Source organism: Thermomicrobium sp. CFH 73360, from assembly GCF_023806465.1.
Classification (GTDB): Bacteria; Chloroflexota; Chloroflexia; order Thermomicrobiales; family Thermomicrobiaceae; genus Thermomicrobium.
Map to the genome: position 1 here is coordinate 148,503 of NZ_JAMSLS010000005.1, position 26,386 is coordinate 174,888.

The following is a 26,386-nucleotide window of genomic DNA, read 5'->3' on the forward strand; positions in this document are numbered from 1 at the left end:
CCCACTTCCACGCCATCATTCATCCCTTCAGCGCGCCACCTCCGATTCCCTTCACAATCCAGCGCTGCGCTACCACGTAGACGACCAGCATCGGGAGGAGCGCCATCACGGTGCCAGCCAGGATCGGCCCCCAGTTCTGGACCCCCTCGACCTGGTAGAGGTACGCGACTCCGATCGGCACCGTACGCCACTCCAGTCGGTTGGTCGCCACCAGAGGCCACAGGAAGTCGTTCCAATGTGCCACCAGGTAAATCACGAGAAACGTCACAATGACTGGCTGAGAAAGTGGAAGCACAACGTGTCGGATCAACCCCGGATGTCCACAGCCATCCAACCGTGCCGCATCCAGGAGGTCACGAGGCAGCGTGAGAAAATGTTGACGGAAGAGAAAGACTCCAAACGCAACGGCTGCCACCGGAATAATCAACCCCTGGTAGGTGTTGATCCATCCCAGTCTTGCGATCGTCAAGTAGTTCGGCAGCAAAGTCACTGTGCTGGGTACCAGCAAGGCAGCGATTATGAGAGCAAAGATGAGCCCCTTACCGCGCACCCGCAGGAAAACGAGCGCATACGCGGAGAGCAGGGCAAAGAACAGCTCTAAGGTGACCGCCCCGAGCGTCGTAACGATACTGTTGACAAAGAAGCGTCCAAACGGTACCGCTTGCCAGGCTGCGACAAAATTAACCCATTGTGGATCGCTCGGGATCCAGACGGGCGGGAAGGTGTAGATCTCTCGGTTGGTTTTGAGTGCACCGGTTGCCACCCAGTACAGCGGCAATCCCATGACGACAACTACTGCCAAGACCATGAGCCCGAGAAGTACGCGTCCCACCAAACGTCGCCACCGGATCCTGCTAGTCATAGGAAACCCTCCGCTCACCGATGCGCACTTGCAGCAGGCTGATCACAGCCAGTAAGGCAAAGAGCACCACCGCTGCCGCTGCGGCACGTCCCGCGTTAAAAGCAACGAATCCTTGTTCCCAGATGTAGAAAAGGAGCGTCGTCGTTGCGTTGACCGGGCCACCATCGGTCAACACCTTGATCAGGTCAAAGGCCTGGAAGGAGCTAATCGTTGAGACAACAACGAGGAAGAGCGTGATCGGTCCGAGCTGCGGCATCGTGACAAACCGGAAACGCTCCAGCATCCCAGCACCGTCGACCGTCGCCGCCTCATACAGCTCCTTCGGAATCCGTTGCAGCCCGGCGAGATAAACGATGGTCGTGAACCCTACGTTCTTCCAGATGTAGACAAGGATTACTGCAACCATCGCCAGCCGAGGATGATTGAGCCAGTCTGGCGACACCGTCCCCAGCCAACTCGCGACCTCTGCAACAACACCAAAACGCGGGTTTAACATGTTGACCCAGAACACCGCGACCGCGGCACCACTCAGAACATAGGGGGCAAAGACCACACCGCGTGCGAGTGCGATCCCACGCAACGGCTGGTCGAGGAGCAGCGCGAACAACAGCCCCAGTACGACCGTCCCACCGACCGTTCCTACCGTAAAGACGACCGTATTGCGGGACACTTCGCGGAACTCGCTGTCCTCCAGTAAGAAGCGATAGTTCTCAAGTCCCACAAAAAGCTTGCTCGGGCTAATCAAGTCCCACTGCATCAGACTTAGGTAGGCGTTGTAAACCAGAGGCCAGTACGTGAAGACGGCGAGAAGCAACAAGTTCGGTGCAACCAAGAGCACGAAGAGTGGCCAATCCCCGAGCCGCCGCCGAAGGTGAAGCAGGAGCGCATTACTCGTGGTTGGGGTTGCCATCTTCGCCATGCGCTCCCGTTCCACGACGTCGATTGAGCGCTCCATCCTCACGCCTCCGCAGGCCTCATCCTGTCCTGACCCCATTCCTATCCGCCTGTGGAGGGGCAGATGTTGCGCTGCTGTTGCGATCGCCACGACTCGACTTGCCTGCAACTCGGAGAAGTCACAAAACGGCAAACAAGAACGTGTGCTTACCACCGAACATCAGAGGGAGCGATGGCAAAGTGCCGAGAGGAGACTGCGATGCTCAAGAACCCTCGTCTCCAGTCACTGAGCGGACGCTTCCCGAAGCGCCCCAGGATCATCGCCCATCGCGGCGCTTCGGGACTCGTCCCAGAGAATACGTTGACCGCCTTCGTCCTTGCCGCCGAGCAAGGGGCCGATATGGTCGAGCTTGACCTACGCCTCAGTAAGGATGGACACCTTGTTGTTCTCCACGATGCCTCTCTGGAGCGAACGACGAACGGTAGGGGATTCGTCCATGAGCACACTCTCGCCGAGCTCCAGCAGCTCGACGCCGGCTACGCCTTCACCCTTGACGGAGGCGCGACCTTCCCTTTCCGGGGGCTGAGACTCCGGATTCCTACACTCGAGGAAGTCATTGCCTCAATCCCTCAGCACCTCGGCATCAATACCGAAATCAAGTCAGCCCCGTGGGACCCAGCTGACCGCCAGCGCGGCCAGGTGATCGCCGAGAAGCTGGTCGCGCTCGTGCGGAGGCACCCTGATCTCCGCGAGCGCTTGCTTGTCTCGTCATTCGATGCCGCAGTACTCGACACCGTACGACACCTGGAGCCAGAACTCCCGCTCGGGCTCTGCACAATGCCCATCGCGCCACTTCCGGAGCAGCTCCGCACCACGGTCGAGCGCGGCTACGAGGCTTTCCATCCAACCGATATCGGGTTTGACGAACACGGCACTGCAGTCGTGCAAAGCGCCCACCTTGCTGGACTTCTCGTCAACGTTTGGACGATTGACTCTCCCGAGCGTGCCGTTGAACTCGCAGCGCTCGGTATCGACGGCATCATCACAGACTATCCAGAAGCGACCCGAAAGGCGATCGACCGAGCTCTGGGGTCCTTCACGGCTCGGCGGTAACTTCTGACACGGGGCAAGCTGGAACCGAGACACCCTGCAAACGGTCAGCGTGGTCGGTTTACCTCGGCGTCGGTGGAGCCTGCACAGAGGTTGACGGGGCACTGTTCTTCCCTAGCCGCTGACGTCCACCTCCCCACCTCATCTCCTCACCGTCATCCGGCGGTGCTACTCCCTCGACGGCCCAGTGAACAGCAACCCACCATGCCCTCCGGGGAGCACGCAGCACTGTTGGTGGCCACTGCGAATGCTCGCCTCAGCATGGACTCTTTGAAAGGCCAGCCTCCATGACGCTCGATCACCGCGACAGTCCGGTGAACCGTGCTACACTGAAACCCGACTGACGCGTCGGTCGGATTCAGGGAGGAGACCGTGCGCGGACACGACAGCCCAGCTCCCGAAGTGGCCACATCCACGGGCGCACTACAGCTGCGCGCCCGCGAACGCCGCGAGCGGATCCTCGACGCCGCGTTGCAGGTGTTCACGCGCCGCGGCTATCGCGAAGCGACGATGGACGACGTCGCCATCGCAGCCCGGACCTCCAAAGGCGGGGTCTACTTTCACTTCCCGGGAAAGGAAGCGCTGTTCCTCGCGCTCCTTGACCGCAGCGCCCAACTCTTACTCCGTCGGACCAACGAAGCGCTCGCTACTGCTCCCGATCCTGCTGGCAAGCTTGACGCGGCCCTCGACGTGATCTTGCGCCTCTTCAGCGAACACCATGCACTCGCTCGTCTCTTCCTCGTGGAGGCGCTCGCCGCTGGGCCAGCTGTCCACCATGCGCTCATCGAAGTACGGTACCGTTTCGCGACGCTCATCGCCTCCGAACTGGAGCGCGCTCAGGAGCAAGGCGCCATTCCTCCGCTCGACGCGCACCTCGCCGCCACGGCCTGTTTTGGCGCCGTCTATGAAGTGGTGACACAGTGGCTCCTCAGCGGGCAACCAGCCGAACTGACGCAGGCCGCACCGGAGCTGCGCCGACTGCTCCGCCGCATGCTCGGCATCCCGGAATCCCCCGAGAACAGGAAGACATGATGCGACGAGATGTGCTCGCCTCGACGTTTGCTGACCTGTGGGCGATCGCCGAGCGTCGTGCGCGCGCGCTGCGGCGACCAGTGCTCCTCAGTTGGTCGAAGCTCATTGAGCCGCTCGACCCGATCGCGCTCTTCGCCGCCGACACGAGCAGTACTCCACGAATCCTCTGGCTGATGCCGCAGACCGGTGAAGCCATCGTCGGGCTCCGCTGCCAACGCTTACCGATCCAGGAGATGATCCCAACCCCGAGCTCCGCGCTTGCCCGACTTGCCCACAGCTGGCGATGGCACACTGCGGAAGCCGTGCAGGAAGGGCCCCTCGCCCCCCTTGCCTTTGCCGGTTGTGCCTTCGACCCGGAAGACCCACGGATCGACACCTGGTGGGAACCGTTCGGCAATCTCCAAGCCTTCCTTCCTCGTCTCGCCTACGTGCAGCGCGGTGAGCTGTCGGCCCAACTCGTGCAGCAGACTGTTCGGCCGGACGACCTCGTGCCACTGACCACGCCAGCGTGGCCACCGGCGACGCCAACCTCATTGAAAACGCCGCTTTCAGTCGTGAGACGATGCGATCGAGTCTCGCGTGCGCACTGGGCCGAACTGGTCGAGACTGCACGCAATGCCATCCGCCGCGGCGAACTTCGCAAAGTCGTCCTCGCCCGCGCGGTTGAACTGATCGCCGAGCGACCGTTCTCGCTCGAGATCACGCTCCGGGCACTCGCCGAGCGCTACCCGACCTGTACCATCTTCGCGGTTGGCATCGGCGAGACCGTCTTCCTTGGCGCGACACCGGAGCGACTCGTCAAGGTCGAAAACGGTACTGTCATGACAGTGGCCCTGGCCGGCTCAGCTCCCCGGAGCGCCGATCCTACTCAGGACAAAACTGCGGCTGCCCAACTCCTCAAGAGCCAAAAAGATCGACATGAGCACGTGCTGGTTGTTGAGGCAATCCGCACGGCACTCCTCCCAGTGTGTCAACGGCTCGCTGTACCAGACGAGCCCCAGCTCCTCTCAATCGCAAACGTTCATCACCTTGCAACGCCGATCGCTGGTGTTCTGGCAGACGGTCAGGGCGCGCTCGACGTCGCCGCGAGACTCCACCCGACCCCTGCGGTTGGCGGGACACCCCGTGAGGCCGCGCTCGCCTTCATCCGTACCTACGAGCCTATCCCGCGCGGCTGGTACGCCGGTGCCCTTGGTTGGATAACTGCCAGCGGAGACGGGGAGTTCGTCGTTGGGCTCCGCTCCGGTATTGTCTGGGGCACGGTGGCGCGGCTCTACGCTGGCTGTGGCATCGTCGCCGACTCCGACCCAGTTGCAGAATGGGACGAGTCAGAAGCGAAGCTCCGTCCCATGCTCGAGGTCCTCGGAGGTGCGTGACACGCATGAACGACCGCGAGGCACTTGGTACCACCGTGGCCACATTTGTCCAGTCCCTGGCGGACGCGGGACTCCGGCATGCCTGTTTCGCACCCGGCTCGCGCTCCACTCCGCTCGTCCTGGCACTCGTCCGCGAACCACGTATTCGCCTCTGGGATCATCTGGACGAGCGCTCGATGGGCTACTTCGCGCTGGGTCTCGCCCGTGCACTCGACGAACCGGTAGCCGTGGTGACGACCTCCGGTACAGCTGCAGCGAACCTCCTGCCAGCCGTCGTCGAGGCCAACCTCTCTCTCGTTCCCCTCATCGTCCTCACCGCTGACCGACCACCGGAACTGCGTGACACCGGCGCACCCCAGACCATCGACCAACTGCGCCTTTACGGGTCGCACGTCAAGTGGTTCGCGGAGACACCACTCCCCGACGCGACGCCGCTTACACGGCGTGCTGCCGGGACAATCGCTCGCCGTGCCGTCACAGTGGCCCGCGCGCTCCCGCCTGGCCCCGTCCACGTCAACCTTCCCTTCCGCGAGCCACTCATTCCGTGTTTTACCAGTCCACCCGAACAACGAGACGGTCAGGCGCTCACACTGAGCACACAGCCAAATGGACAAGCGCTGGAGCCACTTGTCGAACTCCTCGCGACACATCCACGAGGGATTATCGTTGCCGGACCTCAATTCGATCCAGCACTCGCCGATGCAGTCATCGAACTCGCCGCGCTTCTCGGCTACCCAATCCTGGCCGATCCGCTCTCCCAGCTCCGTGCCGGACCGCATCCGCGCGAGCTCGTGCTCGACGCGTATGACGCCATGCTGCGGGAGCCAGCCGCTGTTGCCGCACTGGCCCCCGAACTCGTGCTACGGATCGGGGGGTTCCCGACCTCAAAGTCGTTGCAGCTTGCACTTGACGCCTGGGGAGAGGCAATCCATGTCCTGATCACTCCAGGGAACTGGCCGGACCCCCTGCACCGCGCCGGATGGGTCGTCTGTGGCTCACTGAGGCCGACGCTTCGCACACTTGCCAGGCTGCTCGCAGAGCGTGTCCCCCATTCTGACATCGTCTGGAGTGCTCGATGGGTACGACTCGACCGAGTCACACGGTCAGCACTGACCCAAGGACTGTCCCGGCTCGAGGAGCCGTTTGAGGGACGCGTCTTCACCGAACTTGCAACGCTGCTGCCAGACGGCGCGGCACTCGTCGCCGGCAACAGCATGCCAGTCCGCGACCTCGACAGTTTCTTCCCCACGATTGAGCAGCGGGTACAGATTTTCGCAAACCGGGGCGCCAACGGCATCGACGGCGTGACCTCGACGGCCCTTGGTATCGCTGCCGTGCACCCTGGCCCCACTGTGCTCGTCACGGGTGATCTTTCCTTCTACCACGACCTGACCGGACTCCTCGCTGCGCGACGCCATCAGCTGCGGGCAACGATCGTGCTCCTCAACAATAACGGTGGTGGTATCTTCTCGTTCCTACCGCAGGCATCTGAGGTACCCGAGCACTTCGAATTCCTCTTCGGCACTCCTCATGGCCTCGACTTCCGTCATGCGGCAGCGCTCTTCGGCCTAGAGTATCGGCAGCCCCCCAACTGGTCGAGTTTCCGTGCTGCGCTCCGCGCGTCGCTCGAGAGCGACCGTGTTACCGTCATTGAACTCCGGACCGATCGACAGCGTAATTGGCAGCTGCATCAGGAGCTGTGGACAGAGGCACGAGCCACTGTGCGCGCCGCCCTCGCCGAGGATGCACCGTGAGGGATCCCTGGCAGGTGCAGGGCACACTCGAACTCCGCGGTATCCACTATCACCTTCGCGCCGCGGGCCGCGGTTCGCCGCTCCTGTTGCTCCACGGCTTTACTGGATCGGGCGACACGTGGAGCGACGTGGCCCCAAAGTTCATCGTCCGCGGTTTTCAGCTCCTTGCCCCGGATCTCCTGGGACATGGGGCAAGTGATGCCCCGACAGATGCCAGCCGCTATGTGGTGAGCGAGCAAGTCGCCGACCTCCTCGCACTCCTCGATGCCCTCGCGATCGAGCGAACGGCAGTCCTCGGCTACTCCATGGGCGGACGATTGGCACTCCACCTCGCACTGACCGCACCAGAGCGTGTTTCTCGACTCGTCGTGGAAAGCGCGACACCCGGAATCGCTGATCCCGTTGAGCGCGCCGCTCGCCAGCAAGCTGACGAGGAACTCGCGCGGGCAATCGAGGAGCGCGGCCTTCTCTGGTTCGCCGAGTACTGGGATTCCCTTCCGCTCTTCGCCAGTCGCCACCGCCTACCGGAGAGCGTGCGAAGACGGCTCCGTGCTCAGTGGCTCACGCAACGGCCACACGGACTGGCCTCGTCGCTCCGCGGCTTCGGCACAGGGACGATGCCGCCAGTCTGGGGGCGCCTCCAGGATCTGCGCTGCCCGGTGCTTGTGCTCGTCGGTGCACTCGATGAGCGGTACGTGGCCATTGGCCGAGCAATGATGTCCCAACTCCCTCATGGAACAATCGTCATCGTGCCGGACGCCGGCCACACCGTGCACCTTGAGCAACCGGAGCACTTCTTCGTCGCCGTCGAGTCATTCCTGCGCGTGTGACGGCCGCTGCCGAGAGCATCAGGGAATCAATCTCGGGGAGCAAGTGGGCCCATCCAACAGCAGGTCGTCTCCCGAGGTAGCGTGCCTAGTTCCCGCACGGTATCGGAACGGAGCTCGCGGCGCACAACGCGAAAGCCTGTCCCTTCGTCGAGCAACAACACAACCACCCCATCATCAAGGAAGTCGAGATCCACAAGTCGTTCGTCCAGAGCCAGTGTTCGCGGTACCGTCCGCGACCGGAGCTCGACGAGCGCGAGCACGGAAGACGAATCAGCTCGCCACAGCACCACCCAGGCTACCGTACCGCTGCGGTCCACCCGCAACGCCTTCCCACTGGCACGCGAGACGAGTCCTGCCTCGAGCCAGACGAGCAAGCTCTCGAGCACGTATCCCGAACGATCCAGAATAGAGAGCACCCCCGACTCGGTGAGGACGTACTGATACTCGCCGCGCTCCGCTACCCCGACAACCGGCGAAACCTCCGGCACCCCAAGTGCAATCAGGCGTTGCGGTGGGCTGAGCGTGATCCACCGCCGGATGACCCCGTTCGTCGGATCGATCCCCAACAATCCCGAAAACGCGAGCGGCCAACGACCGAAGCGGAGTCGCTCGCACGCAAGCTGCACCTCCCGGCTCGGTTGCGCGAGCAGCCAACAGCCCGGCACCAACTGCTGCACCCATGGCCTCCAGGCACGCGATTTAAGGTCAAACGCAGTGATCCCGCGCAACTCTTGACCACCGAAGGACTTTCGCACCATGACAAGGATTGCATCTGTATCCGCCCAGCTCAGCAACGACCAAGGCGAGTCAACCCGACCGTACGGATGTATGCAGCTCAGAAAGAACCATCCCGGCGGGGAATCGGCTACGATCCACTCGAGTGGCCTTTCAATCGACAGGACGACAAGGCTGCGCTGCAGCACAGCGACCCAACGACCGTCCGGCGAAGGCGCAACGTCGCAGACCGGATCAGGCGGCAAGCTTCCCCACCACCGTTCACGGCCATCCCGGCTGTCCAGTGCGATGAGCTGGCCAGGGCGCGCGAGGAACACCACTGTTTCTGGTCTCGGAGCCTGAGCACACCCAACAAGAAAGGCGATCAGGCACAGCAGCCAGCTGCGAAACCAGCCAAGCCGTGACCCGAGCCTTGGACACGCGCAGTACCGAGTCGATAGCGTACCCATCTTCGTGTTTCATGACTCGCTGAATCGTTCTCGGTGAGAGTATAGAACCGAATCGTCACGGCGTTCACCCCGCCTGTGCTCCCAGGGATGAGGCACTAGAGGAACTGTTAGCAGGTGCCCCCTTCGCTGGTCGCCAGAAGTTGAATCTTTGCCCTCTCATCGATGGTCGCGACACCTCACTCCTACCAACCGGCATCAATACTGGGGTACCCTCTGGACGTCTCTGCTTGGGTCACGTTCGCACGCCCTCTTTGGAGTCAACCAAGTTATGCGGCGACGGCTGACGATCATCAGGTACAGCATGCTTGCCACGCGCGATCGCAAGATGAGGGACTCATTCAATTCCACGGAGAGATTCATTCGCCTGTGTGGCACCGTGTCTGACATCGAAGCGCACTCCAGGAATGCGAGCAGTGTGGTTCGTCATGAGCGCGACTGCTGAGCCATCTACTGCCCCCCTGATGCTTCCCTCGCAAGCGGCCCCACCCAGCAACACACCTCGTACTCACCCAGTGTCGCGAGGATGCGCTCTGCGCCGGTGCGGAGCTCGCGGCGCACAACCTGCCGCTGCCCAGACGCCTGCTCGAGTACCATCACCACGACACCATCGTCAACAAAGTCAAGGCCGATAGCCCGGGCCGGAAGCTCAACGGTCCGCACCACGCTCCGCGTCCGCAGTTCCAGGAGCGAAACCCGTAAACGATCGTTTTCCTCCGCGAGGACGACCCACGCCGCCGAGCCATCCCGCGTGAGGCGAAGGGCAATCCCACGCGCTCGTTCCTTGAGACCGGCCTCCCGCCAGACGACCAGCGATGCCGTCTCTCGTGCTATGTCATCTCCGATGAGAAGGACACCTGACCGCAGGAGGATAAAGAGCACTCCCCGCATTTGCCGAACGGCCACTGGTGGTGCTCCAAGCTCGAGGCCTTGCTGGCGCAGCTCTGGTGGCAAACTGAGTGGGAGGCGCCGTTGGACGACTCCGTTCAGTCCATCGATCCCAAGGAGACCGACGAGTTCATCTGGTCCGCGGCTGTTGGGTAGTCTCACGCAACGGATGTGGAAACCGACCACTGGCTGATCAAGAAGGTCACAGCCAAATGGAACCTCGTGCACCCAGGGACGCCATGACTGTGAGTCGAGCTCAAAGGACGCAAGAGCCCACACATCCGGATAGGCAACGTTCTTGCGGAGCAGCACGAGCAGCGTCCGCTCATCTGCCCACGCTAAGAGCCTTCCACCTGGCCAGAACCACGCAGTCGGAGAGATACAGCTTGTATAGAACCACCCCTGCGGCGGCTCGATCACGAGCGGCTCAGTCTGCTCACCAACGGGCAAAAGCACAAGCACGTGGCCTACCGCAGCCACCCATTGCCCACTCGGCGAAGGCACAATCTCGCAGACGAATTCCAGCGGGATCGATGTCGCCCAGCGTTCCTCTCCATCCGTTGGATCAAGCGCAACAAGGTGCCCCGGTCGGATGGCATACAGTACAAGATCGCTCCTCGGATGCTCTCCACAGGTGACCGCCGTCCAGAGGAAGACAACGAGGAAGAAGAACCGAGCGGCGATCAGCCACTGCTGACCTTCTTTCCATCGGCTCACGACTGGCAGTCCCATGGCCGCCCGTGGTGACGAGATCGGATCGGATGCAAGCCAGTGTACCAAAATGACTGGTCGGTGACGCACGGCAGAAAACCGCGAGTCCCTTGGCTGGGAGACGAGCCCCAACGGCGCGCCTGGGATAGGAACCACCCCCGCGCACTCGGTCGTCACAACGAGCAGGGAGCCTCCCGTGTCACGGACGCTTCTCACCAACGTAGATGAAAGATGTGTGCATCTTGTCAGCCGCTGCAAGGTCGCAGGGAAGCAAACACGATCGCACTGAAGTCGGTCAAAGCCCATCAGGACTTGCTTCAGTCACTCGTGAAGAGCCACTTCTCGCGCCGGAAGGCACCAGGAAACCCAGTCCGCCTCGCTGTCCACCTACCCACCCGCGCCAGATCCGGCGGCCGGATCATCCACAGCAGCACGGCCGGTCACTTCCTCGCTAAAGGCGAGGACAACTTCTAAGAATCCTTCGGGCTGCTCATGATGGATGGCATGCCCGCTTCCCGGGAAGCGCTCGAGGCGTGCATTCGGCAGTAACCGCAACGCTCGCTGGACCGTATCGTCGTCCAGCACACCACCCAGAAGCGGATCGGCTTGCAGAATCAAGGTTGGCTGGACGATCCGCGGGAGCAGGTCGAGCGGCTCCGGTTGCCGCCCCTCATCGAGGAGCGCCAAAATGGGGCCATCTGCTGTGCTGCAAAGCCAGAGTGCACTCCGCTGCCAGTCCTCGGGCGTCCCATCTGGATCGAGTTCGCGCGCCAGTTCGTAAGCCGCCTCGACACCGGCTCGCTTTGCCGCCAGCAATGCTTCGAGCCAGAGCCGCGTCCCCTCACTCGGAGGTGCCAGCGGAGGATCTTCGAGCACGAGCGCCCGCACGACCATCGGCCATTCGGCAGCCAGAACAAGCGCTACGAGAGCTCCCAGCGAGAACCCGATGGCCACCACGGACTTATTCAGCCTCATCGCCGCAAGCAGACGTGCTGCGTCGTCCGCGTAGTCGCGCAAGGTGTAGCCACCTGCCGGCTGAGAACTCCTCCCGTGCCCGCGGAGATCGAACGCGATCACCCGCGTCTTCGCGGCCAGTCCCGGTACGACTGGGAGCCAAGTCTCCCAGCGATCGTAAAGCCCATGGAGCAGCAGCACCGGCGGCGCATCGGTCTCCCCTGCTTCGGCGACCCAAAGCCACAGATCGCCGAGAGGCTCCACGCGCTCGCGGATCTCCATCCTCGCGTCCCCCTTGTCTCACGGCTCCAGTCGGAGCGGAATTTCGACGACATTGATCTCGGAACCATCTTTCGCCGAATACTCCCACAGCCGCAGCATCCCATCTGTCGGCTGTGGGACTGAAAAAGCAATGGTCACATCAAACGAGCCGCGCGTCCCGCTCCCAGATGTCGCCATGGCCGGCTGCTCATACAGTACCGATCCGTCCGCTGTACTCAGGCGGACCATGAACATGGCCTCGAACGTGTTCGCCGTCCCCGTCACGCGGAGCGGACTGCGCACCGTCTCACCCGGCCCGGGTGCTTCCGGGAAAATGAGCGGCAGGAGGTCTTCGAATTCATCGCGCCCCGGCGGCGGTTCGACGATCACTCCTTCGCCACCAATCGCTGGTACCGGCTGACCATCCAACCGGAAGCGGACTGCTTGGACCGTCGGAAACTGTGTCAGTGTGAAGACCACCTGGGCAACGCGAGCACGCATGGAGAAGGAACCACCACCGCTGGCAAAGTCCGACGAAAGGTCCACGGTTGCCACCCCGTCCGCGATCGTCAGCTCGCGCAGCTCCGTCCCAACCGGAATCTCGGTCCTGAAGCCCCACTCCTCCTCGCGGGGAGTCGGTCCAGCCAAGAGCTCGAGGAGCGCTGCCGTGCCAACAAGCGGCGTTTCCGGAATCGGCCGACGAACGACTGCCAGCTTCTCCCCTCGCAGGAAGTAGACTGCGACGAGTGTCGCACGGCCCGGTGTTGCCGTCACCTCAGGCGTTCCCACGGAAGTAGTTGATGCAGGCGTTGGCTCGACCGTTGGGGTTGGAGCGACCGTCGGCTCAGCAGTTGGCGTCGTCGCACTTCCAGCGCCTGGCGTCGGCGTCACCTCAGCCTCACGACAGCCGATCAGGAGTGCACCAGCAGCGAGCCAAATGACGAAGTTGCGGCGTCGCATACCCTCAGTCCCTTCTCCCGAATGCAGTCTGCCGGTACGCTCCCCGGAATTCCTCCGGTGCTCACCAAGCCTACCGCACCGGCGCCTTTCAGCGGGCTCCCGGAGTAGCGTGGAAACGTCGCGTCACCTCAGCACGGATCGCGGGCCAGTCCCCAACGAGGACAGCAGCTCCGCTGGGGAGTGTCGCGTCCTGGACCATCCCTGCCAACGACGCTGTCTCTATCGGTTCAGGTGAAAGCTCAAGGCCAAGCCGAGCCAATGCCAGGACCTGCCGGAGGCCCAGGTCGGTTCGCACTGTCTTTCCGAGCGCAGCAAGGAGCTCCGGTGCCCGCCGCAATGCCTCGATGCGGAGCGCCTGCGCCTGGAGTGCGGAGAGCACCTGCTGCTGGCGCAGCCCGCGAGCCAAATCATTATCGTCGTGCCGTGTCCGCACGTAGGCAAGCGCCCGTGCACCATCAAAACGCTGCAGGCCCGGTGCGAAGTAGAGCCGCTGATACGTAAAGTCCGCTCCTGGAAACTCGTCGTCCTTGAGCGGTGCCGGCACATCCACCACCACGCCACCGAGCAGGTCGACAATCTGCACGAAGCCTCGGAAGTCAACCACGGCAAAGGCATCGATGCGAACACCGAAATTGTGCTCGACTGTCCTCATCAAGGTGACCGGCCCACCGGTTCCGTTCGTTTCCCCGTAGGCATACGCTGCATTGATCCGGTCCCAGCCAACTCCAGGAATCTCAACCAAAAGATCCCGCGGGATAGAGAGCATGACCGCCCGCTTTGCAAGCGGATCAACCTGCGCCAGGATGATTGCATCGGCGAGCGGCAGAGCCCCCTCGCCCGCACGCTCAAGCGTTGTATCAATCCCAATGAGCAGAAGCGTGATCGGTTCACTCCCCTCCCAACGTGGGAGCTCTGTTGGCGTTGCTGTCGGTGTCGGCAGATGGATTGTCGTTGGTCGAACCGTTGGGAGCGGTGGACTTGGAGCCCGCGTCACGAGATCAGTTCGGGGAGCGGGTGTCACGAAAATGGAGCGGTAGGCCTCCTGCGCCGCGAGCCCAAGCCGAACGAGGTACCAACCAGCCGAGACGAGAGGAATCAGAGCCAAAAGCGAGAGCATGACAAGGCCAACACGCCACACCGGTCGGCGAGCGCGCACTCCTGGGCGCAGCTCGGATTCCGGCGGATGCTCTCCCGCCTCGGATCGATCCCCCACGGCTCCACCTCGGGTCGGATCGCCCCGAGTCTACCAGACCACCAACTCAATCGCCTGCTGTCGTATGGCTCAAGAGCATACTCGCTCGTCACCCACAGCGAGCGACAAACTGGCTTTCAGCCGAAGAGGACCTCCTGCTCGTGCGGATCGCTCGTCGCGATCCCCAGTGCCTCACGCGCCGCCGCGACCATCCCGAGTGAGCCAGTGACCAGCACGAGATCGTCCGACGCGGCCCGCGCGAGCGCCTCTGCGAGCGCTTCTGATACGGAGCGGAAGGCCTTCGCCTCCCCTCCAGGTACAAGACTCTTCCAAGCCTCCATCAGTCGCTCAGCCGTTGCCGCACGTGGTGCGAACCCCTCGACGGCGAAACATGTGTTGGCCAGGGGCGCAAGCGCACCGACGATCCGCTCGATCTCCTTGTCCCGAAGGACTCCAAGTACCAACCAGAGGCGGTTCCAGCGGAATGCCTCGCACACAGCTTGGGCAAGTCGTTGCGCCGACTCGCGGTTGTGCGCCCCGTCCACCACAATCAGCGGTCGCTCACGCAGCACCTCGAGTCGCCCCGGCCAGGAGACACTGGCAAGCCCCAGGCGCACAGCCTCCTCTGACGCCGCGATTCCGGCCTCCGCAAGCCAGGGCAACGTGGCGAGCGCGACGCCTGCGTTCTCTACCTGGTGCGCACCGCATAACGCCACGGCGAGTCCCGCGAGCTCCAGTCCAGGACAGCGGAAGACAAAGTCCTGCCAGCTCCCCTCCACCTGCCACTCCCGCCCTCCGAGCCACAGCGGTGCAGCACGCTCCCGTGCGACTGCCTCAATCACCGCTGCAGCGTCCGGCTCCTGGGGAGACGATACGACTGGTCGTCCCGGTTTGACGATACCCGCCTTCTCACGTGCGATCGCATCGAGTGTCGACCCCAGGATTGCCATGTGGTCGTAACCGATCCGAGTGATCGCGGCCACGTCCGGCAGGATCACGTTTGTCGCATCCAGCCGTCCGCCAAGCCCTACTTCAATGACTGCCACGTCGACCGTGGCACGCGCGAACGCCAGGAAGGCAAGGACCGTTACCAGCTCGAAGGCCGTCGCAGGGCCCCAGGCCGGTCGCTCTGCTTGGAGGGCTGCATCGACCGCCGCAAGCTCTGCCATCAGCTGGCCAAACGTTTCAGGCGCGATCGGCTGGCTATCAATCTGAACACGTTCACGCAGCGTGTGCAGGTGCGGTGACGTGTACAGCCCGACCCGATAGCCCGCCGTGCGCAGCACTGCTGCGAGCATGGCTGCCGTTGAGCCCTTCCCTTTCGTCCCAGCAATGTGCACACTGCGGTAGTGCTGCTGGGGATGCCCGAGCGCCGCACAGAGCCACGCAGTCCGCTGCAGCCCAATCCCCTCATCGGCGAACGGGTTCGCGACAAAGCCACGGTCATACCCAGCGCGGTCACGCAGGAAACGGAGCGCCTCGATATAGTCCACCTATCTTCCCTCTCCGGTTTATACTTCCAGCCACATGTCAGGTGTGTCGGGTGAATGGGTGTTCGCTCGACCTCCCGCGACCAGCCAGACGAGCACCGAGGCCGAGTGTAGCGGCCAGCAGCGAGCGTGCGCTCGCCACGCTGCTCGCCAATGCACGCACAGCCTGACCATCATGGAGGTGGGAGAACCGTGCTGTTCGGCACTGAAACGAATCTCGACATTGCGCGTGCCCTCTTTGAACTCGGTGGGGTCATGTTCGGTGAGTTTGATCTTGGTCCCACCGCTGGCCGATCTCCGGTGTACATTAACCCGCGTGTCCTCATCAGTGAGCCGGCGCTTCTTCGTCGCATCGCGCTCCTCATCCACCATGAGATTCAAGCCGATCAAGCTCGCCGTCGGCCACGTCTCTCTTCCTTCGCTGCCGTTGCGGGGGTCCCAATGGGGGGACTGCATCTTGCGACTGCGTATGCCTTAGTGAGTGACACCCCGTTGATCTACGTTCGGCCCGATGCGCAAGAACCCGCGCTAGAAGGCCGTATCGTCCCCGGGCAGACTGTCCTGGTCATCGACGATCTCATGACTGGTGGCACCAGCCTGCTTCGCACAGCGCGGATTCTGGAAGATGCTGGTCTCACGGTCCGCGACTTCATTGTCCTCATCGACCGGGAGCAGGGGGGCGCCGAGCGCTTGCACGCCCACGGCTATCATGTCCTAGCCATCCTCCGCTTACGAACAATGCTGACCTATTACTTTGAAAGCGGCATGATTGACAGCCAACGCTATCGCACGGCGATGGAATACCTCGAACGGACGAACCGGCGAGGGTGAAAGCTGGGGAAGGAAGCCGCCAATGCCGTACCGCGGCCTGGTCGCTGGCCAACCAGTGCTGGTCTTCGATCTTGAACAACCACGCACGCCAGAGATGCCGATCTACTCAGCACATCGCCCCGGCTACGTCCCTGCCCTCCATCGTCGGCATACCGATCCACCCCCGAGTCCCACAGCCGGTTCCCGTACGTCGGCTTCTGGCTTGCTGATCATGATGGAACATACGGGAACACATATCGACGCCCTCTGTCACCAGGCACTCCACGGACGACTTCATGGCGACGTCGACGCGGTCACTGCTGCGGGACCACGTGGATTCTCTCAGCATGGTGTCGAGACACTTCCACCGCTCGTTGTACCGGGGGTTTTGCTCGATGTTGCTGCCATCCGCGGTGTCGATGTTCTCGCGCCTGGAGAACTCGTCACCGCTGCCGATCTCGAGGCCTGCTGCGTACACAACGGTCTCACACTCGAGTCCGGAATGGCCATTCTCGTCCGGACCGGAAATGGTCGATTCTGGCGCGATCCGGAGCGTTACCTTGACGCGCCAGGGATCGCACCCGATGCCTCGCGCTGGCTCGCCGCACAGCGACCGAGCGTGGTGGGCTGCGATACGATGACCTGGGATCTCCCCGGACTCGTTGACCCGGAACTTGGCTGCGATCTCCCCGGACACGTGATCTTCCTCGTCCAGTCCGGCATCCCAATCATCGAGAACCTGGCCCTGGAAGAACTCGCGGCGTATGGCGCGCGGCGTTTCACTCTCGTCTGCACGCCACTACAGCTTGTCGGCGCAACCGGCTCACCGGTGCGACCACTGGCTCTCGTGCCGGCCTGAAGCCACTTCTGGGACCGCAATACCACGGAAGAAGACCAGCAAACAGCCCCGGACCGATCCTGATCATCATGCGGACACTTTGCTCGGTGCGGGTGAGGCGCACCTGCAGAGTACGACCCCGGTTCAGCCAGCCCGCCCTCGCGAAGGCGAAATGGGCGTCTCCACCGCACATCCGTCGCGTGTGATAGGCTCAAGCGAACCAGGAGCAGGACAGGATGGTTCACCAATGATGGGCAGTGATGACTTCGATCGTGCGGTCCTCCTCGCAGTGGCACTCATACTCGGCTTGTTGCTCTTCGCCTGCGTGGGGCTTGCTCTCCTCGGCTGGATGGCACTCCGGCCCGACTCAACCTGATGCTCTACCAGAGTTGACCAGATCCTGGACAGCCTCTGAACAGCACGCGGAGAACCGGTGAACTGGTAGATCCCCCTCCAATCGTTCATCCTCAGGTATGTCGATCATGTGAACGACTCGACTAGAAAGGGAAGGGCTCCGGTCCGGCACGCCTGCTCCTACCACCTCTCGGTACCACACGTGCCCTGCTCGCAGCTCAAGCGTACGTGTGTTTTGCCCAACATCGCTGTCACTGCGTGCCGGTCGACGGCTCCCCCCATCCATCGATCTTGGAGAGAGGAACTCATCCATGACTACTCGCGTCACGACTCGTGATAGATCTCTTGCGATAACGACGGAGACCGCTCTCGCGACTGCTGCCCATGCCACAGGACACACGCTCCCGGCTGTCAGCGTCATTATCCCCACGCGGAACGAGACGGAGAACATCGAGCCGCTGCTCGCTCGGCTCTTGCCACAACTGCCGCCTGACTCGGAAGTGCTCTTCCTCGACGACAGCGATGACGAGACACCCACTCGTATCCGCCAGGCTGCAGCCTGCAATTCACGCATTCGACTCATCCATCGGCCGCCCGGGAGTCGCGACGGCGGACTCGGCGGAGCAGTACTGACCGGCTTTCGCTCGGCACGCTGCGAATGGGTCGCCGTCATGGACGCCGACCTTCAGCATCCGCCGGAGCTCCTGCCGCGACTGCTGGCGGCAGCGCAACTGCATCGTGTCGAGCTGGTCATCGCCTCGCGCTATCGTGACAACGGTCAAGCAAGCGGCCTGCATCTGCTTCGCCTGGCGATCTCGCGAGCGTCGACGACAGTGGCACGTCTTGCCTTTCCGCTACGCTTGCGGAACGTCACCGATCCGATGAGCGGCTTCTTTCTCGTCCGGCGAACGCAGCTGCAACTCGAGAGTCTTCGCCCCCGTGGCTTCAAGGTGCTCCTGGAGATTCTTGTTCGCCACCCACAGTTGCGCGTTGCCGAGGTGAGCTACGTCTTCGGTCGACGTTACGCCGGGCGGAGCAAGGCGAGTGTGCGCGAAGGCTTACGGTATCTCGGACATCTGGCGACGCTCCGTCTGGGCGAGGAGCGAGCGCGCTTCGCCGGTTTCGCTGCCGTTGGCACGACTGGACTTGTCGTCAACACGCTCGCGTTGCTCGCCTTCGTGGAGCTTGGTCAGCTGCACTATCTCCTCGGCGCTGCGGGGGCAACACTCGTTTCCAGCTTCTGGAACTTCACCTTCACCGACAAGCTCGTCTTTCCCGATCGACGCGACGGGCGCCGATGGACGACGCGCCTCTCGCTCTTCACTGCCGCCAACATCGCTGGGCTTCTCGTCCGTGGCCCACTGCTCGTGCTCCTCACCTCGATCGTCGGAATTTACTATCTCTTGTCCAACATCCTCTCCCTCGGTGCGCTGGCCGTGCTTCGTTTCGGCATCTCCACGGCCTGGATTTGGCCCACGCACCGACGGCGCTTCTCCTACGACCTGCACGGCATTCTGACGGTAGAGTCCGCAGTGAATCTTCTTGAGCTGGACCGCTTCCGGGTAGACCAGGTTGAGCGACCTGACATCACGATCGAGATCGGCGGTCTCCGGTCGCCAGGCCCGCTGGCTCGTTTCGGGTGGGTCGACGTCGCACCAGACAGCGAGCAACCACGTCGGATCCGCTACGATGACGGGCTCGGCCCCTTCGGCTTCTGGTTTGAGGCAGACTTAGAGTTCCCGATCCGCATCACTGCCTCGCCCGCATTACGGCATTCGCCGCACGTGCTCTACACGAACGTCCTCGAGCCTATCCTCCGCTGGAGCTTTGTTCGCCGTGGTTACGCGCTCGTCCACGCAGCCTGCATTGCCGCTGGTGACCGCGCGACCCTTGTCACCGCTCGCACCGACACTGGGAAGACAACGACGATCCTCCACATTCTCCAGCACCAGCGCCGCGCCAGTGACCGCGGAGCGTTCCTCTCTGACGATCTCACGCTGCTCCGCTCCGACGGGCTTGTGCTCTCCTATCCCAAGCCGCTCACCATCAGCCAACACACCGTTGCTGCAGTGCCGAGCGCACAACTCACACGCTGGCAGCGTTTCGGCCTGTTCTTGCAGAGTCGTATCCACTCGCGATCGGGACGTCGTTTCGCCCTCTTACTCGCCTCGACCCGACTCCCTGTCGCGACTATCAATCTCTACACTCAGTGGCTGGTTCCGCCACCCAAGTACCATATCGAGCAACTCGTTCCCCAAGTTCGACGCCAAGCCAGAGCACACCTCGCACACATTGTCGTCATCGAGCGCGGTAGTGAGGCAGCACGGCCACTCGAGCAGACCGAAGCCCTCCACATCCTGCTCGAGAACGGTGACGATGCTTATGGCTTTCCACCCTATCCGGCAATCCGCCATCTCCTCACACGTCCGCTCGGCCACGACCTGACCGCAGCGGAACGGGCTATCGTCGCCACCGCCTTGCAGGGCGTGACCTGTCAGCTCTTGCGACGACCCGCGCTCGACTGGTGGCGACTGATTGCTGAGCAGATCGGACTGGACAGTAACCGAGCCGCATTGGGGTCACTGTTCACGTTGCCAATCACTGTCGAAAGTCGGACCGGCCGATGAGCGGACTCCATTCCCTGAGAGGTACAAGCTTACCTTCCCAACCCCAGAGCCCTGCGAGTCGTCACCTGGGTTCGGCTCGGTTGACACGCCGGCATCCCACACCCACGTCGTCCTCGGTCCTTGACCGTTACGGGCCTTCGGTTCTGTTTGCCATCGCCCTGCTCGCCGGCACACTTCTCCGCCTCTGGCAACTGAATCGTTTCGGCGTCAACAGCGACGAAGCCGTCTATCTTGGCCAAGCTGCCGCACTGGCACATGAGCCGACGTTGAGTCGCCTCTTTCCACTGTTCCGCGCCCATCCGCTGCTCTTTCCCTTCTTCGTTGCCCTTGCACTGCCCTTCACTGGCCGCGAGGCACTCGACCTGGCTGGTCGGCTTCTCGCCGTTGGCTTCGGACTGGCAACAATTGTGGTGACTATGGCAATCGGCCGCCTGCTCTTCGGGCGTTGGGTCGGCGCGACCGCCGCTCTTTTTCTTGCTCTCATGCCGTACCACGTCACCGTGTCCCGCCAGGCATTGCTGGACGGGCCGATGGCCTTCTGGGTGACGCTCACCCTTCTCGCGCTGGTTCGCTTTGCGGCAACGCAGCGGACCAGCTGGCTCGTGGCAAGCGCTGTCGCGCTCGGACTTGGAGTGCTCACAAAAGAGACGGCAGTTATCTTCTTCGGTGCCATCGTCACGACCTTTGCACTCCATCCGGAGCTCTCTGGTCGCCCCCGCCCACTTCTTGTCGCCCTCGGCGCGTTCATAGCGACAGTTACCGTCCATCCACTCGCGACGTTCCTCGCTGGTGGCAGCGGAACAGAACGAACCTCGCAGTATCTTGTCTGGCAACTCTTCCGCCGTCCGAACCACGAATGGTGGTTCTACGCGTGGACGATCCCGCCAGCGCTTGGACTGGCAGTCGTCGCACTTGCTGTTCTTGGCATCATCCTTGTCTGGAAAGTGTGGAGCTGGCGCGAGACGTTGCTCGTCGCTTGGATTGTTGTCCCCTTCACCTTCTTCCAGGTCTGGCCGACCAAAGGGTTCCCGTATCTCGTCGCGACGACGCCCGCTATCGCGCTTCTGGCTGCTCGCACGCTTGGACGTCTCTTCGCACTGGGATCAGCTCGCTCCGGGAGTGTTCTGCCTACTCGTTCCAATTGGCGGCGCGGCATCGCACTTGTCACCGTGATTGCCGTTGCGGGATCGCTTGCCGTCCCCTCAATCGCTCAGCTCCGCGCTGTAACGAACGGCACCTTCCTCGCTGGCTCAGGAGGCGTTCCTGGCGGCCGGGAAGCAGGCGAGTGGGTCCGAACCCACACGCCGGAAGGTACAAAATTGCTGACCATTGGCCCCTCAATGGCCAACATCATTCAGTTCTACGGGCATCGCAAGGCCTACGGCCTCTCGGTAAGCCCAAATCCGCTCCACCGCAATCCGACCTATGAGCCGGTGGTCAACCCAGATCTCTGGCTTCGCAACGGCGAAATCCAGTATGTGGTATGGGACGCCTATTCCGCTGCGCGTTCGCCATTCTTCGCGGAAAAGCTCCTCACCTATGCGCGACGCTATCACGGGCGGGTCGTGCATACCGAACTCGTTCGGACCGTCGATACGCAAGGCCGGCCAACTGATCTTCCAGTCATCGTTATTTATGAGGTGCGCCCATGAAACTCGTTCGTCCGCTGCTGACACTCTTCCTGTTCGCTTCCTTCTGGCTCCCCCTCCAGCCGGTGCATGCTGCACGCCCCGAGCCGAATACGCCGATTCGACATTTCATCGTTCTCATGCAGGAGAACCACACCTTCGACAATTATTTTGGCACGTATCCTGGTGCGGACGGCATCCCTCCGGATACCTGTATGCCAGTTGACCCCACAGATCCTGCGAGCGAGTGCGTCGAGCCGTTCCATATTGGGAATCTTCCCATTGAAGACCTCGATCATAGCGTTGTGACCTTCCGCCGCCAGTTCAACGGCGGCCGCATGAACGGCTTCATCTGGGCTCTGCGCCTCCGCAACCACGACGGCCGCATCGCAATGGGCTACTACGATGGCCGCGATCTGCCTTATTACTGGAATCTTGCCAGTGAATACGTCCTTTTCGATCGCTTTTTCAGTTCAGCACATGGAGGAAGCGTCTGGAATCACATGTATTGGATCGCTGCCGTGCCTGGTACCGAAAAGAACAGTATCCCAGCGGAAGGATTCTCGAACGACATCGTCACCATTTTTGATCGACTCAACGAGGCTGGACTAACCTGGAAGTTCTATATCCAGAACTACGATCCCTCGATCACCTACCGGACACGGACCGAAGTTGTTGGGCCGCGCGCCGCGCAAGTCGTCTGGTGCCCTCTCCTGGCCATTCCGCGCTATCTGGACAATCCCGAACTCTTCCGACACATCGTTCCACTGGATGAGTACTTCACTGATCTCCAAAACGGCACACTCCCCAATGTCGCGTACATCGTGCCTTCGGGGGCAAGCGAGCATCCTCCTGGCAGCATCCAAGCAGGCCAACGTTTTGTCCGCTCGCTCATCCAGGCACTCATGCGAAGTCCCTATTGGTGGAATTCTGCCTTCCTCGTCACCTATGACGACTGGGGCGGCTGGTACGACCACGTGCCACCACCGCAGGTCGACGAGTATGGTTACGGTTTCCGTGTTCCTGCGTTCCTTGTGAGCCCCTATGCGAAACGCGGTTTTATCGATTCAACCATCTATGACTTCACGTCGATCCTCAAGTTCATCGAAGAAAATTGGGGCCTCGAACCACTCGCCGAGCGCGACGCGCGTGCCACAAGCATTCGGAACGCCTTCGATTTCACCCAGCCACCCCGGCAGCCGGCTTTCATTCCTTGGGACTGGCCACCACCGCCTCCCACTCCTGAACCAAGACGTAGTGCCGTGTTCGGTCTCTACGGCCTCACAGTCGCCCTTGCACTTCTTACTTTTCTCATTCCGGCGCGACGCATTCACTTTCTCCGCCGCTCGCTCTCCTCACGCCGGTCGCGCCCATCCACCCCTACCCACCGAGGGGAGGGGAAGCGCTAATGCGCCGATCGATTTTCTTGCTTGCTATTGCTTTCACCTTCCTACTCGCCACTCCGGCTCCCGGGTTGGCCCAAGCGGAGCCACGTCCGACAGCTCTCCTCATCGAAGCGCCGGCCGCTGTCCCTGTCGGTGAACGCTTCGCTGTGGTCGCACGCCTCAGTGGCCCGAGCGGCGAGATCTATGGAGCGGTCGAGAATGAAGCACTCCAACTCCTGATTGATGGCATTCACTTCCGACGCGAACGCACCAACTTCGCTGGCGCAGCCCGATTCATCGTCACCCAATCCCTACCGATCGGTTCACACACCTTGACCGTTGTTTATCAAGGATCGCGCTCACTCGCACCAGCGGCAGCTTCAGCAATTGTAACCATCGCGCCAGCGGTCCTGGAAATCAAGACCGTTCCGGCTCTCCCTGGTATCGAGGTGCGAGCGCTCGGCAGAGCCTTCACCACAGGCGCACACGGCACCGTCCAGATCCCCTTCGATCAGCCCGGCAGTTACCAGATTGAGGTGAGTCGTACCATCATAACCCCTGAACAAACTGCACGCTTCTCACGCTGGAACGACGACTGGTTTTCTCCGCTGCGCACGGTCATTATCCCCAAGCATCGGCACCTCCAAGCCGGGTACGACGTCGAGACCGCTATCTCCTACCGTTTTATTGATCTTGACGGCCAGCCTGTTGACCCACGTCGCATCGAGCGGGTTGTCCTTAAGAGCAGCATCGGGGAGGTCCGCGAGTTCACCCCTGATACTGCGCACATAACTGTTGGCCCTATCAAGGCAAGCCGAGCGATCCCGACCGCTGCCGGATTAACGGTCAGTCCTGTGCAATGGTCGATCGAAGCTGTCTATGTGCGCGGCACCAACGTGGTCAACCGCAAACAGCAGCGCTTCTACCCGATCGACGAGCACGACTGGACGATCACGCTTCTCCTCTACACGGCAACGTTTTCCGTTCGTGACATCTTTTTCGGTCTCCCCGTCGGCCAAACTGTGCGGCTGACCTACCCAGATGGCTCAAGCGAACTCGTTCCACTTCAAGATGGCCGTGGTGTCGTCCGCTCGCTCCCACGTGGAGAGTATCGGGTGCAAGTAACTGGTATCTACGGCTGGAGCCCGACAGCGCCGCTCGCCCTGTCCCGAAACCAAGACGTTGATCTCACCGTATTGAGCGGTTTGGACCTGCTCCTCATCTTGATCCTGGTGTCTGCCTCTGCGACCGCTTTAGTGCTGGCTGGCCGCCCACAGTTACGCCATCTGCGTCGCTGGATCACTCAGAACCGGCGCCTACCAACGCCTCAAGTTGAAACCGAAGGACGTGCTCGGCGGCTCGCACTAATCGCCCTGTTGGCGCTCACCCTTTCCGGCACCATCTTCCTCACGCAGGGGCTCGCCCGCAGCCAACGTCCCCGTCCCTCGACCGCTTCAACCGTCGTCCAGCGCGTCTCTCCCTCTGCAGCACCAGCAACTGTCCCCCGCGTATCGACGCCGGAAACTGAATCGACTCCCGAGCCGCTCGACATACGTATTGCACCAGAGTTCGCCGCGTTCTGGGAGACGAACGGAGCCTTAGCCGTCTTTGGGGCAGCGATCGATGCTCCTCGGTGGGCACTCGGGGAAGACGGCATGCGCGTGTACCTCCAGGACTTCACGTTCGCCCGTCTTGAATACCGACCCGACCTCGTCGGAACGCCCTACGCTATTCAGCTGGCTCGCCTGGGAGTCCAGGAGGCTGAATTGCTTGGCCTTCTCGAGAGCGAGCCGTTCCGCCGTCGGAGTGCCGACACGCCGCCGGGCGCCGACTGCACCTATTTCACCCAGACCGGCCATTGGCTCTGCGGGAGCCTCCGCGCCTTCTGGCGACGGAACGGGCTCGAGCTCGGTGACCCAGGGATTTCGACACGCGAGTCGCTCGCTCTCCTGGGCTATCCGATTAGCGAGGCCTTCCTCGATGAGGTCGGACGTACCGTACAGTACTTCGAACGCGCGAAGCTCGTGGTGTACCCCGAGTTCCGCGGCACTGCCAACGAAGTCATTCGCGACCCTGTGATACGGAGGGCACCGTGAGACACCGGCTGATCTCACTTGCGCTTGTGGCACTCTGCGGCATTGCATGGTGGTTCGCGCTGCTTCCAACTCGCGAAGCCCGAGCCGCTTCGCCCATCCCCGTGTTCGCCTACTACTACATTTGGTACGATCCGACATCCTGGAATCGGGCCAAGAGCGATTACCCGCTCCTTGGTCGTTACTCGAGTGACGACCGTGCTGTCATGCAGCAGCACATCCAGTGGGCGAAGCAGGTTGGCATCACCGGCTTCATTGTCAGCTGGAAAAGCACTCCGACGCTGAATCGGCGGCTGGAACAGCTCGCGGATCTCGCCGAGAGCGAAGAGTTCCATCTTGCCATCATCTATCAGGGGCTGGACTTTGAGCGCCGGCCGCTGCCCGCCGAACGGGTTGCCAGCGACCTTGCAGCGTTCTGCGGCCGATGGAGCGGGCGCAACGTCTTTAATGATCTCTACGGCAAACCTCTGATCATTTGGTCAGGAACGTGGGAATTCTCCGTCGACGAAGTGCGGTTGGTTCGTGAACGCATTGGTAACTGCGCACTTCTACTCGCCTCGGAGCGGAACGTGACAGGATATGAGCGCCTGGCCACCCTCGTCGACGGCAACGCGTATTACTGGTCGTCGGTCGACCCGGAGACCTACCCTGATTACCTCGGTAAGCTGCGGGCATTGAGCGACGCTGTCCACCGCCATGGTGGTCTCTGGATCGCCCCCGCTGCTCCTGGCTTCGACGCTCGCCTAATTGGCGGAACGCGCGTCGTCGACCGCAAGGACGGCGAGACACTGCGACGACAGCTCGCTGCCGCCTTCGCATCAGCACCCGACGCGATCGGCTTGATCAGCTGGAACGAGTTCAGTGAAAACACGCATATTGAGCCAAGTCTCCAATACAGAGATCAGGCATTGCGGATCCTCGCCAGCGTCCTTGGCACCTCGCCGCCCACTCTCCCGGAACTCGGTTCCGAGCCGCTGACTCCCACCGGCCCTTCTTATGGACTCCCGCTCCTGGTGCTAGCTGCCACGCTCGTCCTCGGCTCCATTGTTTTCCTCGTGCTCAGGATTCATCGCGTTACCACTTACCCAGGCAACAGAGCCGACGCGAGCCCGACCATTTCCTTTGATCATAGTCATCTTGGAGAACCATGAGGCA

The 26,386-nt window shown here is 62.1% G+C and carries 21 protein-coding genes; 13 read left to right on the forward strand and 8 right to left on the reverse strand.

Going from position 1 to position 26,386, the window contains the following annotated elements; genetic code table 11:
• Nucleotides 1–19: 19 nt before the first annotated feature.
• Nucleotides 20–862: a carbohydrate ABC transporter permease gene (locus tag NET03_RS10330; RefSeq protein ID WP_252128836.1), complete on the reverse strand. Its 843-nt coding sequence runs from the start codon at nt 860–862 to the stop codon at nt 20–22.
• Nucleotides 855–1,817, reverse strand: coding sequence for a carbohydrate ABC transporter permease (locus NET03_RS10335; protein ID WP_252128837.1), 963 nt, complete (start codon nt 1,815–1,817; stop codon nt 855–857). The genes NET03_RS10330 and NET03_RS10335 overlap by 8 nt, the downstream gene beginning before the upstream one ends.
• Before the next feature lie 198 nt (nt 1,818–2,015).
• On the opposite strand from NET03_RS10335, the gene NET03_RS10340 reads away from it, so the two are divergent.
• The 5 genes from NET03_RS10340 to menH all read left to right on the forward strand — a co-directional run bounded on the left by NET03_RS10340 (nt 2,016) and on the right by menH (nt 7,859).
• Nucleotides 2,016–2,870, forward strand: coding sequence for a glycerophosphodiester phosphodiesterase (locus NET03_RS10340; protein ID WP_252128838.1), 855 nt, complete (start codon nt 2,016–2,018; stop codon nt 2,868–2,870).
• A 369-nt stretch (nt 2,871–3,239) separates the two neighbouring features.
• Nucleotides 3,240–3,899 carry a TetR/AcrR family transcriptional regulator gene (locus NET03_RS10345; RefSeq protein WP_252128839.1) on the forward strand — a complete coding sequence of 220 codons (660 nt, stop codon included), beginning with the start codon at nt 3,240–3,242 and terminating at the stop codon, nt 3,897–3,899.
• Nucleotides 3,899–5,275 (forward strand): isochorismate synthase, encoded by a 1,377-nt coding sequence (locus NET03_RS10350; protein ID WP_252128840.1) that lies wholly within the window; start codon nt 3,899–3,901, stop codon nt 5,273–5,275. Before NET03_RS10345 ends, NET03_RS10350 begins: the two co-directional genes overlap by 1 nt.
• A 5-nt stretch (nt 5,276–5,280) precedes the next feature.
• On the forward strand, nt 5,281–7,029 hold the full coding sequence (gene menD / locus NET03_RS10355; RefSeq protein ID WP_252128841.1) for a 2-succinyl-5-enolpyruvyl-6-hydroxy-3-cyclohexene-1-carboxylic-acid synthase: 1,749 nt from the start codon (nt 5,281–5,283) through the stop codon (nt 7,027–7,029).
• 14 nt (nt 7,030–7,043) lie between these two features.
• Nucleotides 7,044–7,859, forward strand: a complete 816-nt coding sequence (menH, locus tag NET03_RS10360) for a 2-succinyl-6-hydroxy-2,4-cyclohexadiene-1-carboxylate synthase (RefSeq protein WP_252128842.1) — start codon at nt 7,044–7,046, stop codon at nt 7,857–7,859.
• Between the two features lie 26 nt (nt 7,860–7,885).
• Here the strand turns inward: menH and NET03_RS10365 are convergent, their stop codons facing one another.
• The 6 genes from NET03_RS10365 to NET03_RS10390 form a co-directional block, all read right to left on the reverse strand.
• A complete protein-coding gene (locus tag NET03_RS10365) occupies nt 7,886–8,914 on the reverse strand; it encodes a hypothetical protein (protein ID WP_252128843.1) in 1,029 nt (342 codons plus the stop codon).
• A gap of 576 nt (nt 8,915–9,490) precedes the next feature.
• On the reverse strand, nt 9,491–10,645 hold the full coding sequence (locus NET03_RS10370) for a hypothetical protein (protein WP_252128844.1): 1,155 nt from the start codon (nt 10,643–10,645) through the stop codon (nt 9,491–9,493).
• A gap of 381 nt (nt 10,646–11,026) precedes the next feature.
• Complete coding sequence (locus NET03_RS10375) at nt 11,027–11,875, reverse strand: alpha/beta fold hydrolase (protein ID WP_252128845.1); 849 nt, start codon at nt 11,873–11,875, stop codon at nt 11,027–11,029.
• An 18-nt stretch (nt 11,876–11,893) separates the two neighbouring features.
• The gene (locus tag NET03_RS10380; RefSeq protein ID WP_252128846.1) at nt 11,894–12,814 is read right to left on the reverse strand and encodes a GerMN domain-containing protein; all 921 of its coding nucleotides are present in this window, start codon (nt 12,812–12,814) and stop codon (nt 11,894–11,896) included.
• An 88-nt stretch (nt 12,815–12,902) separates the two neighbouring features.
• Nucleotides 12,903–14,027, reverse strand: a complete 1,125-nt coding sequence (locus tag NET03_RS10385) for an LCP family protein (protein WP_252128847.1) — start codon at nt 14,025–14,027, stop codon at nt 12,903–12,905.
• Nucleotides 14,028–14,143: 116 nt separating this feature from the next.
• On the reverse strand, nt 14,144–15,499 hold the full coding sequence (locus NET03_RS10390; RefSeq protein ID WP_252128848.1) for a bifunctional folylpolyglutamate synthase/dihydrofolate synthase: 1,356 nt from the start codon (nt 15,497–15,499) through the stop codon (nt 14,144–14,146).
• 189 nt (nt 15,500–15,688) lie between these two features.
• Between NET03_RS10390 and NET03_RS10395 the strand changes: the two genes are divergently transcribed.
• The 8 genes from NET03_RS10395 (at nt 15,689) to NET03_RS10425 (ending at nt 26,382) form a co-directional block, all read left to right on the forward strand.
• Complete coding sequence (locus NET03_RS10395) at nt 15,689–16,327, forward strand: orotate phosphoribosyltransferase (protein ID WP_252128849.1); 639 nt, start codon at nt 15,689–15,691, stop codon at nt 16,325–16,327.
• 22 nt (nt 16,328–16,349) lie between these two features.
• Nucleotides 16,350–17,165, forward strand: coding sequence for a cyclase family protein (locus NET03_RS10400; RefSeq protein WP_252128850.1), 816 nt, complete (start codon nt 16,350–16,352; stop codon nt 17,163–17,165).
• A gap of 226 nt (nt 17,166–17,391) precedes the next feature.
• Nucleotides 17,392–17,520, forward strand: coding sequence for a hypothetical protein (locus NET03_RS13620; RefSeq protein ID WP_286207378.1), 129 nt, complete (start codon nt 17,392–17,394; stop codon nt 17,518–17,520).
• Between the two features lie 289 nt (nt 17,521–17,809).
• Nucleotides 17,810–20,125, forward strand: coding sequence for a glycosyltransferase (locus tag NET03_RS10405; protein WP_252128851.1), 2,316 nt, complete (start codon nt 17,810–17,812; stop codon nt 20,123–20,125).
• 80 nt (nt 20,126–20,205) lie between these two features.
• On the forward strand, nt 20,206–21,777 hold the full coding sequence (locus NET03_RS10410) for an ArnT family glycosyltransferase (RefSeq protein ID WP_252128852.1): 1,572 nt from the start codon (nt 20,206–20,208) through the stop codon (nt 21,775–21,777).
• Nucleotides 21,774–23,162, forward strand: a complete 1,389-nt coding sequence (locus NET03_RS10415) for an alkaline phosphatase family protein (RefSeq protein ID WP_252128853.1) — start codon at nt 21,774–21,776, stop codon at nt 23,160–23,162. The genes NET03_RS10410 and NET03_RS10415 overlap by 4 nt, the downstream gene beginning before the upstream one ends.
• A complete protein-coding gene (locus NET03_RS10420; protein ID WP_252128854.1) occupies nt 23,162–25,234 on the forward strand; it encodes a hypothetical protein in 2,073 nt (690 codons plus the stop codon). The genes NET03_RS10415 and NET03_RS10420 overlap by 1 nt, the downstream gene beginning before the upstream one ends.
• Nucleotides 25,231–26,382 (forward strand): glycoside hydrolase family 71/99 protein, encoded by a 1,152-nt coding sequence (locus NET03_RS10425; RefSeq protein WP_252128855.1) that lies wholly within the window; start codon nt 25,231–25,233, stop codon nt 26,380–26,382. The genes NET03_RS10420 and NET03_RS10425 overlap by 4 nt, the downstream gene beginning before the upstream one ends.
• Nucleotides 26,383–26,386: the final 4 nt, after the last annotated feature.

What these genes read in the sequence shown, in the direction of transcription:
- NET03_RS10415 (WP_252128853.1), top strand. Translation starts at nt 21,774, where the DNA reads ATGAAACTCGTTCGTCCGCTGCTGACACTCTTCCTGTTCGCTTCCTTC.
- NET03_RS10375 (WP_252128845.1), bottom strand. Translation starts at nt 11,875, where the DNA reads ATGGAGATCCGCGAGCGCGTGGAGCCTCTCGGCGATCTGTGGCTTTGG.
- NET03_RS10350 (WP_252128840.1), top strand. Translation starts at nt 3,899, where the DNA reads ATGCGACGAGATGTGCTCGCCTCGACGTTTGCTGACCTGTGGGCGATC.
- menD (WP_252128841.1), top strand. Translation starts at nt 5,281, where the DNA reads ATGAACGACCGCGAGGCACTTGGTACCACCGTGGCCACATTTGTCCAG.
- NET03_RS10405 (WP_252128851.1), top strand. Translation starts at nt 17,810, where the DNA reads ATGACTACTCGCGTCACGACTCGTGATAGATCTCTTGCGATAACGACG.
- NET03_RS10335 (WP_252128837.1), bottom strand. Translation starts at nt 1,817, where the DNA reads ATGGAGCGCTCAATCGACGTCGTGGAACGGGAGCGCATGGCGAAGATG.
- NET03_RS13620 (WP_286207378.1), top strand. Translation starts at nt 17,392, where the DNA reads ATGATGGGCAGTGATGACTTCGATCGTGCGGTCCTCCTCGCAGTGGCA.
- NET03_RS10380 (WP_252128846.1), bottom strand. Translation starts at nt 12,814, where the DNA reads ATGCGACGCCGCAACTTCGTCATTTGGCTCGCTGCTGGTGCACTCCTG.
- NET03_RS10400 (WP_252128850.1), top strand. Translation starts at nt 16,350, where the DNA reads ATGCCGTACCGCGGCCTGGTCGCTGGCCAACCAGTGCTGGTCTTCGAT.
- NET03_RS10420 (WP_252128854.1), top strand. Translation starts at nt 23,162, where the DNA reads ATGCGCCGATCGATTTTCTTGCTTGCTATTGCTTTCACCTTCCTACTC.
- NET03_RS10340 (WP_252128838.1), top strand. Translation starts at nt 2,016, where the DNA reads ATGCTCAAGAACCCTCGTCTCCAGTCACTGAGCGGACGCTTCCCGAAG.
- NET03_RS10330 (WP_252128836.1), bottom strand. Translation starts at nt 862, where the DNA reads ATGACTAGCAGGATCCGGTGGCGACGTTTGGTGGGACGCGTACTTCTC.